10 protein-coding genes are annotated in these 13,864 nt (G+C 45.0%); 1 reads left to right on the forward strand and 9 read right to left on the reverse strand.

What is annotated here, in order from left to right:
• Positions 1-79: 79 nt before the first annotated feature.
• From N39L_RS00550 to tilS, 8 genes are all read right to left on the reverse strand, one after another.
• Complete coding sequence (locus tag N39L_RS00550; RefSeq protein WP_014273962.1) at positions 80-1,342, reverse strand: L-lactate MFS transporter; 1,263 nt, start codon at positions 1,340-1,342, stop codon at positions 80-82.
• A gap of 66 nt (positions 1,343-1,408) precedes the next feature.
• Positions 1,409-3,082, reverse strand: a complete 1,674-nt coding sequence (locus N39L_RS00555; RefSeq protein ID WP_014273963.1) for a CocE/NonD family hydrolase — start codon at positions 3,080-3,082, stop codon at positions 1,409-1,411.
• A 451-nt stretch (positions 3,083-3,533) separates the two neighbouring features.
• On the reverse strand, positions 3,534-3,950 hold the full coding sequence (locus N39L_RS00560; protein WP_014273964.1) for an AbrB family transcriptional regulator: 417 nt from the start codon (positions 3,948-3,950) through the stop codon (positions 3,534-3,536).
• A 621-nt stretch (positions 3,951-4,571) separates the two neighbouring features.
• Complete coding sequence (locus tag N39L_RS00565; protein ID WP_014273965.1) at positions 4,572-5,975, reverse strand: protein adenylyltransferase SelO; 1,404 nt, start codon at positions 5,973-5,975, stop codon at positions 4,572-4,574.
• 116 nt (positions 5,976-6,091) lie between these two features.
• A complete protein-coding gene (locus tag N39L_RS00570) occupies positions 6,092-6,943 on the reverse strand; it encodes a mechanosensitive ion channel family protein (protein ID WP_014273966.1) in 852 nt (283 codons plus the stop codon).
• Positions 6,944-6,945: 2 nt separating this feature from the next.
• Positions 6,946-8,223 carry a MarR family transcriptional regulator gene (locus tag N39L_RS00575; protein ID WP_006618561.1) on the reverse strand — a complete coding sequence of 426 codons (1,278 nt, stop codon included), beginning with the start codon at positions 8,221-8,223 and terminating at the stop codon, positions 6,946-6,948.
• A gap of 32 nt (positions 8,224-8,255) precedes the next feature.
• Positions 8,256-10,379 carry a glycogen debranching protein GlgX gene (gene glgX / locus N39L_RS00580; RefSeq protein ID WP_014273967.1) on the reverse strand — a complete coding sequence of 708 codons (2,124 nt, stop codon included), beginning with the start codon at positions 10,377-10,379 and terminating at the stop codon, positions 8,256-8,258.
• A 25-nt stretch (positions 10,380-10,404) separates the two neighbouring features.
• Positions 10,405-11,439, reverse strand: coding sequence for a tRNA lysidine(34) synthetase TilS (tilS, locus tag N39L_RS00585; RefSeq protein ID WP_035737157.1), 1,035 nt, complete (start codon positions 11,437-11,439; stop codon positions 10,405-10,407).
• 101 nt (positions 11,440-11,540) lie between these two features.
• On the opposite strand from tilS, the gene N39L_RS00590 reads away from it, so the two are divergent.
• On the forward strand, positions 11,541-12,581 hold the full coding sequence (locus N39L_RS00590; protein ID WP_006618558.1) for a glycosyltransferase family 2 protein: 1,041 nt from the start codon (positions 11,541-11,543) through the stop codon (positions 12,579-12,581).
• A gap of 771 nt (positions 12,582-13,352) precedes the next feature.
• On the opposite strand, the gene N39L_RS00595 is transcribed toward N39L_RS00590, so the two are convergent.
• Positions 13,353-13,742, reverse strand: a complete 390-nt coding sequence (locus tag N39L_RS00595; protein WP_006618369.1) for a hypothetical protein — start codon at positions 13,740-13,742, stop codon at positions 13,353-13,355.
• Positions 13,743-13,864 lie beyond the last annotated feature (122 nt).

Raw genomic sequence — 13,864 nt, forward strand, 5'->3', positions numbered from 1 at the left:
CTGGTTAAATTTAACACAAATTTAACTGCGCTACCCAACCCTCTCCCAGACCGAGAGGGAGTCGGAGGGAGTTTGATTATCAATTATTGGTTGGTTTACTCTTGTCTGGTTTCAGCATAAAAGTAGCTACTATGGTGCCGATAATGGCTAATATTCCCATGGGATAAAAGGCATAAGTATAGCTACCAAACCAGTCGCGAATACTACCGGCTACCAAGGTTCCTAATAAAGCGCCTATACCGTAAGCGGTGAAGACAATACCGTAATTTTGGGCGTAGTCATCAGGGTTAAATAATCGCAGGGTGGTAGTAGGCGCAAGGGCTAACCAACCTCCTAAGCAAAACCAAAATAGACAGAAAGCAATTAAATAGGTAACTATCTGTCCGGACTGGGCATTAACCATTAAAATGCAGGCGATTAAAATCAGGGTATAAGAAGCGATCGCCACATACCGAGGAGGAAAGCGATCGCTTAACCAGCCAAACAGGGGACGACTCACGCCATTAAACAAGGCAAAAAGGGAAACACTCCCCGCAGCCCATCTTGGGTCTATTTCAATAATTTCTTGCCCGACTGGGCTAGAAATACCAATGGCACTCAATCCCACAAAAGCGCCAATAATATAACATATCCATAGCCCATAAAAAGAACGACTTTTCAGCATCTTAGGCGGGTAGACAACGGGGGTGGGAATGACGGATGTTGTGGCTACTTTTTGAGTGGGTTGCCAATCTTGGGGGGGCAATTTCATTATATTAGCAATCGCCAAAATAATCACCATAAAAGCGATACCCAAAACCCGCAAGGTTGGTCGGACGGTATAACTATCAATCAAGGCTTTAGCGAGGGGGGCGGTGATTAATGGAGACAAGCCAAAACCAATAATTGTCAGCCCGACGGCTAATCCTTTTTTATCGGGAAACCAGCGGGCGGAAACGACCATGGGCACTCCGTAAGTAATGCCGACACCAGTCCCAGCAATCACGCCATAGGCGATCGTCATGGTGATGATATTGTCAGCAAAACTAGACAGAATATAACCCAACCCAACAACAAACCCACCAACTGCTGTAATGGCGCGAGTCCCAAATTTAGGTATATAAAAACCTGTAATTGGCATCATCAGGGCATAAAACACTAGCGCCACTGTATAGGGTAATAGGCTTTCGGTGGCGGTGAGGTTTAACTCATTTTCTAGGGGAGTCCTAAAAATACTCCAAGAGTAAACGGTCCCCAAACACAGTAAAACGGTGATTCCCAAAGGAATGAGTAGCCATCTTCCTTGGTCTGATGGTAGTCCTAACACCCGCAATTCTGAATCATTTTGATGGTCAGCTTTCATGAATTTAGGCCAAAATCCGTGCTAAATTTGCGCTAAACTTTTGCGATCGCAATGATAAACCCTATCTCACTCAGCATCAACTGACAAAATGATACGGGACAGAAAACTATTGCCGCTTTTCAGGGATATAGTAATAATGCGACCATCAATGAGTCGAGTTTGACTAGGGGGCTGTCCCGTCCCTGGATTGACAGGATAAGCGGGAAAACAAGCCCCACTCAAACTTAAACGAATTTGGTGGGATTGAGGAATACAAATGCAGGTAGGCTGTAAATTAATTCGGATCGGGGTGGCTGGCTGATTAACTCTGACATAACCCTGAGTAAAATTCCACACACTCCCATCGGGTCGCACTTCTGACAAAATTGCACACAAGTCAAAACTAGGGCTATCAGCTTCACAGTAAACCTCAACAAATACATTTCCGACTAAATGCAAATCCTCATGTAAAGCATCAGAAGTGTAGGTAAGTACATCAGCGCGACAGTCCAAAGCGCGACGATCAAAAGATCCAGGAGTTAATGTAGCATGACCCCCAAGGGCTGGGACTGGACGGAAAGGATCATGAACAAACACATCCACAGTATCGGGTAAAATGTGTTCGTCTTCTTCGTCTTCCTCGTCTTCTTCGGCAGCCATAGAAGCGATTATATCCTCTGGTAAAAGTAAACCAGAATCTGGTCGAATTGCGGCTAGACCTGTACTGGTGAGAAAATAAGATTGACTAGACCCTTGCGGCCATTGGTCAAACTCTCGCCAGCAATTATCCCCCATGGAAAACAGAGTGACAGGTTTTTCCTGCAAAAGTCCGGTATCAATACCTTTAAGAAAATGGTTAAACCAGCGGATCTGTAACTCATCAATGGGATTAACCGCCTCTGGACCATAATCAACACCACCCACCTGTCGGCCCCAGGGTAAATGCGGCCAAGGTCCAATAATCAAATACTGAGGAGATGAACTACGATTAGCCATATCCCGATAGAAATTAACCGTCCCCCGCAGATAGGTGTCAAACCATCCGCCAATGTGCAGCATGGGTAAATCCAGATTATCTGTGGAGGGGGAAAGATCCCGCCAATAGTCTCCCGGCTGATCCTGCTGTAGCCAATCATGATAGAAAGAATCAGCAGCCAGGTTTGTAAAGGTTTCAGGAGAGGCAGGAATTTCGCCGTATAAGGGCAGATGCCGGGAAAGATTATATAAACCCCTATAGGCTGGTTCATCCCGCCGCAAGCGCGCGGTTTCGGTGGCTAATTGAATTCCCCAAGCTAGGTTAACCTGCCAACAAAAAGCCCCCCCTTCATAAGCCCAATCCTGATACAGGTCACAGGCGACCATGGCGGGACAGAGGGTTTTAAGGGCCTGTGGGTAGCCACTGGCAGCATAAATTTGAGTCATCCCCTGATAGGAAAACCCATACATCCCCACATAGCCATTGCTATGGGGTAAATTAGCAGCCCAGTTGACGGTATCAACGCCATCTTCTAATTCATGGGCGAATAGTTGAAACACTCCCTCAGAGGTTCCCCTTCCGCGCACATCTTGAATTACTACGATATAACCCTGTTGGGCGTACCATTGGGGATGGGCGTAAACTACGGTGGATGCGATCGCCCTTCCATAGGGTTGTCGCATTAATAATACCGGAAATTCCCCTGACTGTTCTGGGCGATAAATATCAGCATCCAAACGCACCCCATCTCTGGTTAGCATGGATGCTGTTTCTTGAACTATCATAGATCACAAGAACTCCATAGCAGAACCTGTGGGGTAAGGATGCCCAACACAATATGATTCACCCTATCACTAGGTGAGCAATCCTAAACCACCACATTATCAAAATTAATGAGTCCTTGATGAATTTTCCACTACCTCGAATCAGAACCCGTCGCGATCGCATTCCGTCGAGTTCAAAGAGTGGAAAAGGTTGCCAACTGTCGGCATTATAGAGAAGCCCACAGTGGTGGACTAATACGGATTCCTAGCTAGGTTTTGATCGCCATCTATCTGGTAGGCGATCGATTATGACATTCTTGGCGAACCGCAGGCGGTGATCACTGATGCCAACCGAATTTTACTCCCGCCGCATTGTCTTGATTAAGCCATCCCAGAAACACCACTCGCGCCCATAGACAACCTGAGTCATGCTTCACTGGTGATCAGCAAGACAGATGAGCCTGATATTTATTTATTCTTCGTCATCTTCATCAACCATGCCCTTTGGTTCAACTTGAATCAGGTGAATATGTTTAGATCCCAGGCGAATTTCAAATTGATCACCGGGTTTCAAACCCATTTCCTGGGTATAGTTAGCACCAATTACCAAGGAGCCATTTTTATGAACGCAAGCGCGGTAACTAGCTTCCCGGCCACGTCCATCTTTAGAACGACCCGGATCTAAGGCAATTCCTTTAGCTGCCAGCAGTGCATCATAAAACTCGGTCATGTTCGCACGAGTTTGGTTGTCTTTTGTGCGGGTGTAATAGCCACACTGCTTGGCTGTCTCACGACGAGAGTAGCTGGGTCCGAGTGATTTGACTTTTTGCAGTAAAGTCTTTCCGGTCATCGGTTCTTCAGGAAGTTTTTCTGCTGTAGTTTTTGCCATTGATCTACTCCATTTCTAATTTAGTCAATCCTAACATATTTGTTGGATATTTTATAGATCATATAACTTAAATGTCGCTGAGGAGTAATTTTTTTTATGGGAACTCCTGACATAGACTTGCTGACTGCGATCAAATCAGAACCACTGGACTGAAAATGCCCAGGAAATGGACAAAGCAAATTCCCCAATCTTTCCTTTTCCCTGGGGAAGCCATCTATGACAGAACCTAAGTAGATTTGACTGCTAAGATCCCGACAACCAATAAATATGGTCCCCCCCATCAAGGCAAAATATATTAGTTTTAAATAATACAGTTACCGTGGGTCTGATAACAGTGGAGACAAACCATGACGAGATTTGACATAAACTAGACCAAAACCTATCTGAAAAACGCCATATCCGGTGGTTGTGAGTATCCCCGACTCGGACAATTAAGCGATCGCCAATGGGGGGATGTATAACCTAACCTAATAGCGGATAACAGCGATTTGAGGGGATAGGGTATCATAGACAGGCTGAGGAGATCAACAGCTTTGACGGTCTCCCCCTCCAGCTACCCAGAGACATCTGTTGGCAGTGAGCAAATGCTATAGCTTAAAAGGCGATCGCACCAACCCGAAATTATTCTGATCTGATCTGATTGAGTAATTGATAAAACGCCTCCCAATCATCAGCGGCCGCAATGGGTTCCCAAACCGCCTCAATAGCTGGTCTGAGCAAAATCGTAGTCGGGTTATATTGTTTGAGGGTCTGTTTCATTTGTTCCATTTCGGCCCTCGACTTTGACTGCAAATGGTGATAGTACAGATGTCGCCAGGGGACTAAGTGTTTAAGATCTCCTATATCCTTGAGAATCTCGGTTTCATCATCTCGCCAGAGGGGAGTAAAGCCTTCCCTGAGTTGGGAGAAGAAGTCATGATATCCCACTGTATTGTCTTTGAGCAAATCAATAGTCAACTTAATCAATTCTTCGGGTTCAGAGACCTGTGCTTCTGGAAAGCCCAATTTTTTTAAGATCAATTGCTGGTAAGCCTGACCATAGTAGTCAAAGAAATTGTCTAAAGCCTGTTTGAGGCTATCTGAGTCTGCCACCATTGATAGAGGTTTTTGCAACAACTCGAGATTACCCCGACAAATCAAAGGCTGATTACCATAACAGTAAAGCCTACCATAGTCAAAATAGGCAGCGGTGAAACTCCGATCATAAGTCGGCATAAATGCGTAGGGACCATAATCAAAACTCTCCCCTGTAATCGACATATTATCGGTATTTAAGACACCATGACAAAACCCAGCAGCCATCCACTGAGCGGCTAAAGTGGCTACCCGTTGCACCAATTCCCCATAAAAAGCGACGAAGCGATCGCCAGAGTCTAATAAATGGGGGTAATAAATCTCAACCACATGATCTAAGAGTTTTTTGATCAGATCTGGGCGACCAAAATAGTGCAATCGTTCAAAAGTTCCGAACCGAATATGCGATCGACTCATTCGCACCATTACCGAAGACCGGGTAGGGGAAGGTTCATCCCCCCGCCATAACTTTTCTCCGGTTTCAATTAAACTTAAACATCGAGAAGTCCTCACCCCTTGTCTATGGAGTGCTTCTGCTGCTAATACTTCCCGGACTCCCCCCTTTAAAGTCAGGCGGCCATCGGCATGGCGAGAGTAGGGAGTTGTACCCGATCCTTTAGTACCAAAATCATACAATTCTCCATCTATTCCGCGCACCTGTCCATAGAGAAACCCACGACCATCTCCCAAACCGGGATTATATTCTCCAAACTGATAGCCGTGGTAACGCATCGCCAAAAACCGCGTCACACTTTCAAATTTACCAAAAGCCTCTATAAAATCGAGATCTTGGGTTTCTTGTGGGTCAATTCCCAATTTGAGCAGCAATTCATCATTACGGAAACGCAAAATATGCAGCGGGAAGGAGGCGGCCGCTACGACATCATAATAATCATCCCCCAAGCTCTCAAAAGCGGGTTCATATTCGAGAAACAGAAAAGGATTGGACATGAAGGCTAAAATTCCAATTCTCGATTATTTTATAGGTAAAAATTGGAATTGACAACCCCTTATCCGATCGCATAATCGCCCATCGCCAATTTTCCAGCCTGATAGCTATTTGGGGATTAATCAGTAATTATCGCGGGTAAGACGGGGTAAGGAATGCCTAACTCCCCAAAAGTCTTTTTAGCGCGGCGAATTAGGTCAGTTTTAAAAATAAACTCATCCCTAACATCCATGGGATAGCATCTCAGCTTCACCAAAGTTCCCCAAGGCTTCTCATTTACCACCACCACAATGGGGAGGTTAAGTTGTGTATATTTGCTGGTCTGAGCCACTCTATATAGTATAGGGATAATGCGATCGATATCGGCATCATGGGCAAAATAAAAATCAACCGCCGTCTGTGCTTCTACTTCACCCTTATTAGCATTGATGATCGGCTCTGTCCACATTTTATTATGGGGAATGGTGACAATATCATCATCAGGGCTTTGCAGTTGGATCGCACGGAGTCCATAGCTGATGATTTCCCCATACTGACCATCAATAGTGACGCGATCGCCGACTTGATAAGGTCTTTCAAATAAAGCAATCATCCCAGAGATCACCGAACTGGCATAATCTTTAAAGGCAAAACCCACCGCCACCGCAGCCGTCCCAGTTATCGCCAACAGATTAGTCGAGGATAGGTCCAGAAACAAATTAATCAAGATCACCCCCGCCAACCCAAAAATAAAGGCTCGCCAGAAGGGTACAGACTCTTTGATCAATAAACGAAACCGCAGCGGGACCTGTTCGGAAAACCAGTAAAGAGACTTTTCGGTAACGATAACACCGCCATAGGTCAGCATAAAAATCACCACCCCCAAGACAATTTTCCCAAAGGTGATATCCGCCCAAATTTGATTAGGGTTAGTCGTCGCTTCCCCGTTGGTTTCAGCCAATAACTGATATAGCCAAATGTCGATTAACATTTCTAATCCTCACCCACCATAAATTTATTGTTATCGAGATATCGCTTGAGACGAGGGTAGTAAATACCATTGATCGTAAACCGTGGCGCTGCACCACTGTTTCCCGGACGGCGGACAATTAAGCCATCACGGATGAGTTTCTGAACCTGAGTTTGAGTTGCACTCTCTCCCTCCCCTAAAGTCATACACAAGTGAGGCAAAGAGATGGAACCATGTAATATTAAGGAAAACAGCAAAAAGCGATCGCTTTTAGTCAAACTGGGCAATTCTGGTATACTAGGGCGATCGACCAACCAAGGTTGATCAGGATTTTCTCCGGTCTGGTTTTCCCCTTCTTCCTCCTCTTCCTCTTCTGGCGGCGGGGAAATACCCAAAGAATTTAGCCAAGCGTCAGCAGCGATCGCACGATTACCCTCAGACACATCTTCTAGCTGCTCAAAATATCGTTTTTCCTCACTACAACACCAGTTGTCATCTGGTTTTTCCTCCTCACCCTCGGATTTTTCACCCCATTGTAGATCTACAGTTTCCCATACCGGAGTTAACCATTCCTTGAGTTCGATCGCACTGAGAGGCGGAATTGATGTTTTCACACCCACCAAATTTCCCAGTTGACAAACTCGATCTAAATATAGCCAACTCCAATGGTTACAACCAATCAGCCAAAACCGTGAGCGATCGCTAAAAATCGCATCTGCTAACCTTTCAATTCCCAGCAAACCATCGACACACCGCAAAAAACACCAACTCAAATCAGGAATTACCACCAGCGATCGCTCTTCCTGAGTCGGTTGTAAAATACTCTCTTCTAGTTGTGATATAATAATAGTATGGTTTCCCGGTCGCTCTGACCAAGGCAGCCATTGGCGAGTCAAACCATCCATTGGTTCTGAGGAACTCAAAGTATCCCAAAACACAGTAGATATAGCCTCTACCGGACTAGCCAAAACCACCATAGCATTATCACATTCTGCCCCCTCAGACCAGGAATTAATCGCTTGCGACAATTGTGCGCGCAATAACTCTTGGTGAGGTGATGGTGTCTTTAAATCAGCCACAGCTTGTTTGAGGCGCAGTAAATTCTGGGGTGGAATTGGGTCAAGTTCTATTCCCTTAAATTTGTCCCCCAACTCATCAGCCTGGGCTTTAATTTTTTGATGTGCGCTGGGAAACCAAGCCCCAAACTGTTGAAAAATTTGAGCGATCGCCATTGGGAGTAGTTTAGTAAATCGGGAATTGACTAACAGACAAGGAAAAGACAATTGACAATCATCAATCATCAATTGTCCCTCCCCAAATTTTCCATTAATTCCTAACGCATTTGCATAACGATCACTGATCGCGCTTCAGTTAGGATAGGTTGATTACCAGAGTAATAAGGTCCTTGTGGCAGCAATAAAGATTCTTTGGTATCAATAATAACTTGCCAATGTCGAGCCTGTAAACCTTCTGGTAAAACAAATTCGATTTCCTCATAGTGAGCATTAAATAATAGCATAAAGCTATCATCCATCACCCGTTCACCCTTAGGACCACGGGCGGGAATTTCCTCACCATTCAGAAAAACAGCGATCGCCTTAGCATATCCAGCATTCCATTGTTCCTCAGTCATTTCGCCGCCGTCTGGATTAAACCAGCCCAGATCATTAACTCCCGAACCATGAATAGCTTGTCCTTGGAACCACTTACGGCGGCGGAAAACCGGATGTTGGCGGCGGAAATAAATCAACTGACGGGTAAAATCCAACAGAGTCGCATTAGACCCAGGTAGATCCCAATCGAGCCAAGAAATTTCATTATCTTGACAGTAGGCATTATTATTGCCTTTTTGAGTCCGTCCCAACTCATCACCGCTGACCATCATCGGCACCCCTTGGGATAACATTAATGTCACCAAGAAATTACGACGCTGGCGGTTTCGCAACTCTAAAATATCAGGATCATCTGTTTCGCCTTCTTCCCCACAATTCCAAGAGCGGTTATGGCTTTCCCCGTCGTTGTTATCCTCCCCATTCTCTTCGTTGTGTTTTTCGTTGTAACTCACCAAGTCATTGAGAGTAAATCCATCATGGGCGGTGACAAAATTAATACTAGCGTGAGGTTGTCGTCCATTATCCTCATACAGGTCAGAACTCCCGGTAAACCGATAAGCAAATTCCGCCAAAGAACTATCCTCACCGCGCCAGAAGTCCCGCACCGTATCCCTATATTTGCCATTCCATTCCGACCATAACAGGGGGAATTTACCCACCTGATAGCCACCTTCTCCCACGTCCCAAGGTTCAGCGATCAACTTGACATTAGAAAGCACCGGATCTTGGTGGATAATATCAAAAAATGCCGCTAGACTATTGACCTCATAGAGTTCTCGCGCCAAAGCCGAGGCTAGGTCAAAGCGGAAGCCATCAACGTGCATTTCCAAAACCCAATAGCGCAGGCTATCCATAATCAGTTTCAGAACTTGGGGCTGGCTAACATTGAGGGAATTACCACAGCCAGTAAAGTCCATATAATAGCGGCGATCGTCTTCCATTAACCGATAATAACTAGCATTATCAATCCCCCGCAGGGACAGAGTCGGACCGCAATGGTTGCCTTCTCCGGTGTGGTTATAGACAACATCTAAAATTACTTCGATACCTCCAGCATGGAGGGCTTTTACCATTTCCTTAAATTCCCGGACTTGGTTGCCAGCGGTGGGGTCAGCACTATAGTTATACTGTGGCGCAAAATAGCCAATTGAGTCATAACCCCAATAATTTATTAACCCCTTGTCTACCAAGTGTCCCGGTTGAGATAGAAAATGATGAACAGGCATCAATTCCACTGCTGTAATTCCTAGGGACTGTAAATAGGCGATCGCCGCCGGATGTCCCAAACCCCCATAAGTGCCCCGTAATTCTTCCGGGATATCCGGGTGTAGTTTAGTAAATCCCCGCACGTGCATTTCATAAATAATTGTCTCATGTTGGGGAATATCCAGGAGCTGATCATCTTCCCAGTCGAAGGACTCATCTACAACCACCGCTTTCGGCACTAAATGAGCATCATCCAATTCCGAATAGCCTAAATCTAATTCGGGATCTTCCCATCGATAGCCAAAAATTTCTTCACCATAGCCAATTTCACCATCCAAGGCTTTGGCATAGGGATCAATCAGCAGTTTATGAGGATTAAAACGATGACCTTCATGGGGTGCAAAAGGACCATGAACCCGGAAACCATAGCGTTGACCGGGGGCTATTCCTGGTACATAACCATGCCAGACAAAGTTTTTCACTTCCGTTAGGGGAATGCGAGTCTCTTGGTCTTTACTATCAAATAAGCACAGTTCAACTGCTGTGGCATTTTCACTGAATAATGCAAAGTTAGTCCCTTTACCGTCCCAGGTAGCACCTAAAGTTTTAGCATTACCCGGCCAAATAGGTATATACATCGTGAAAAATTCCTGTTGTGAATGATTAATTAGCTTCATCACCCACTTGGGGCGGAAATTTTAACCAGATCCATTCTCCCTCAACTTGGGCGATCGCACCACCGGGAAAAGGATCACTTTGCGATCGGTTTGGGGCATAAATTAAGCGGGTCAGTTTTTCGACTTGTTCAAAGTTAGTCCCTTTCCTCAGTACCTCCTCTAAAAACCTTCTCATCACCCGACGTTGCAGGGCTAAAGGGGCTGATTTCAATTTGTGGCGATTTACTCCATAGCTATTATTACACGGCGCAGGAGCCATAGCCAAACTATATAATTCATCAGCTTCTTGTTCCAAATATTCTACATCAGCCCGCAATAATTCAGCCGTTTGGGCTAAGGCTTGTTCAACCTTGGGGTTAAACTTATTTGCCAACTCCGGTATCAGTTGATGTCGAATACGGTTTCTAGCATAACTCACATCTGTATTAGTGCTATCTTCCCAAATTTGCAAATCTCGCTGTTGACAAAATTCTCCCGTTTCCTGACGAGTTATCTCTAGTAAAGGACGCACTAATATTGGCTTTGTTTCTGTCTCCCTCCCGAATATAGGACGACTCCACACTAAAGAAGTTAATCCATCGGCACCACTACCACGAATTAGATTATATAATAACGTCTCCGCCCGATCGCTTTTCGTATGACCTGTTACTACATAACCATAATTATCTGTTTGGGCAATTTCCCCCAACACTTGATAACGCCACTCCCGCGCCGCCGCTTCTGTTTTCGGTATTTGTGGGGCTGTTAATCGGTAACATGGGACCTGCCAAATTTTACCCAACTCCTCAATATAATCAGCATTAGCTACCGAGTCGCGCCGCCACTGATGATCACAATGGGCGATCGCCATTCGCCAATTCCATTTCCCTTGCAAGTCTAATAATAGTCTGATTAAACACATCGAATCTTGACCCCCAGACACAGCCACCAACAGGGCCTCTCCACAGGGTAAAAGATTTCGGCTTCTCAGAGATCTATGTACCTTAGCATGAACATCAGTCCAGGGTGTTTGACTAGCCATCAACCGAACCACGAACCCGCACCAATTGGCTTACTCCCCTGTCAACTATACCCCGAATGTTGTAGGATTTCTAGGAATTGCTAAACGCTCACATATACCACATGGATATTTTACCAGGAAAATCTGGCTGCGTCAGGGTTGATGATAGGTCGGACAAGCACACCAGCTTCACCGTTTCTGTGGTCGTACCTGTTTATAACGAATTAGAAAGTTTACCCACTCTCATCACTTCCATTCACCAGAGTTTCACCGATGCGGCGATCGCCTATGAATTAATTTGCGTCGATGATGGTTCTGTAGACGGTTCCGCCGAATTACTCAAACAACAGGTCTTAACCAATCCTCACCTACGGGTAATTATCCTCCGTCGCAACTACGGTCAAACCCCCGCTATGTCTGCCGGTTTTAACCACGCCAAAGGTCAAGTCATTGTCACCCTCGACGGAGACCTACAAAATGATCCCGCTGATATACCCCATTTATTAGCAGAATTATCTAAGGGTTACGACGTAGTAAGTGGCTGGCGCAAACATCGTCAAGATGACTTCTTAACTCGCCTACTTCCCTCCAAAATTGCTAACTGGTTAATCGGTAAAATTACCGGAGTCCAACTTCATGATTATGGCTGTTCTCTCAAAGCCTATCGTGCAGAAGTAGTCCATGACATGAAACTCTATGGAGAATTACACCGCTTTTTACCCGTTTTGGCTTTTATCGAAGGCGCACGAGTCACTGAATTACCTGTGCGACATCATCCCCGCCGCTATGGTCGCAGTAAGTACGGTTTAGGTCGCACCTTTCGCGTATTAATGGATTTATTTACCATTGCTTTTATCAAAACCTTTCTCACCCGACCTATGCACGTTTTTGGGCTGCTGGGTTTTGTCCTTTTACTATTTGGTATCACCGCCGGAGGGTATCTCAGTTTCCTCCGCTTAGTATTGGGCGCTAGTATCGGACACAGACCTCTCTTAATGTTGGCTGTTTTGCTCACATTAACTGGTATTCAATTATTGTGTTTTGGACTCTTGGCTGAGTTGCTTATGCGGACCTATCATGAGTCTCAGGATCGCCCTATTTATCGGGTACGAGAGTTAATTGAGTCCCCTGATGGTCCTACTTTTGCTACCTTGGACCTATAGCACCATCATAGCCCCTATCCTTAGCAAAAACCTCTATACACAAAAAGTGTATTTTGTCAATACCAGGCTGCGGGGCTAGGATCAATTTACCCCAAAACCCGTGCATCGAATAACTCCAATTTACCCCAACAACTTACCCTAAATCACCAGAGAATCATGGTTCTAGCCGATATTTTGCGAATTTTGCATAAGAACCCCTGGATTATTATTTCTCTAAAACTACCAGAACCCCCATTCTCTCGTCAAGTATTGAGAATAATTTGTAATAAATTTCGCAACAATTATTAACAATTTTTTGAATATTAAAATTATTCCGGCAAAAATATTTGTATCACTTATCTAAAGCCGGGAATTTTCGAGAATTTTTCAGCAGCCAGTTGACAGGTTTAACCAAAACCTGATAAGCTAATGCTATGATGGTTCCTTGTCTTAATGCCAAAATACATGATTTGGCTACAGCCGGAGGGCGGGTTTTTTAATCCTCTCACCCCCAGATGTAGTTAACGGTGGAACCCTCGGTTAAGGGCGGGTTTTTTAATCCTCTCACCCCCAGATGTAGTTAACGGTGGAACCCTCGGTTAAGGGCGGGTTTTTTAATCCTCTCACCCCCACATCTAATTAACGGTGGAACTCTCGGTTAAGGGCGGGTTTTTTAATCCTCTCACCCCCAAATCTAATTAACGGTGGAACTCTCGGTTAAGGGCGGGTTTTTTAATCCTCTCACCCCCATATGTAGTTAACGGTGGAACCCGCCCCTACATAGCGTCCCTATTATTCATTGATCAAGACGGGGAAAATTTTACACATCATGTATTGTGGGTGAGTGTGGGGAGAGCGATCGCTATTAACTTCTGTGGTAGGTTGATCGCTAATGTCTTGTGGGGGATGAATGCAAATAGCAACTTGTCCGACACCTCCCATGAGGTCAGCCACACGGTCGATAATAGTATCAATTTGATGGAGAAGTCGATCGCCAATTAACACAGAGGGAGCAATAATAAAAAAAGTTTTGACTCCCGTTGGACTCGGAGCCATACCTAGGCGACATTCAGTTAAAAGGTCTTGAATTGACTGGTGTAGAGAGTTAGGGAAGCGTTTAATCAGAGTTTGATAAAAGGACTGACTGAGAGAGCGATCGTCAAATATGGGTTGAGATAACATATTAGATTCTTCGATATCAACTTCAATAACGGAACATTGCTCTAGCTTAACATTTACTTACAGACTGGGAAATTTATTTCAGTCGGGATTGAATTAAATCTGTCCACAGATAGGGGGGCTGG

Source organism: Limnospira platensis NIES-39 (genome assembly GCF_026000695.1).
In the GTDB taxonomy this organism is placed as follows: Bacteria; Cyanobacteriota; Cyanobacteriia; order Cyanobacteriales; family Microcoleaceae; genus Limnospira; species Limnospira platensis.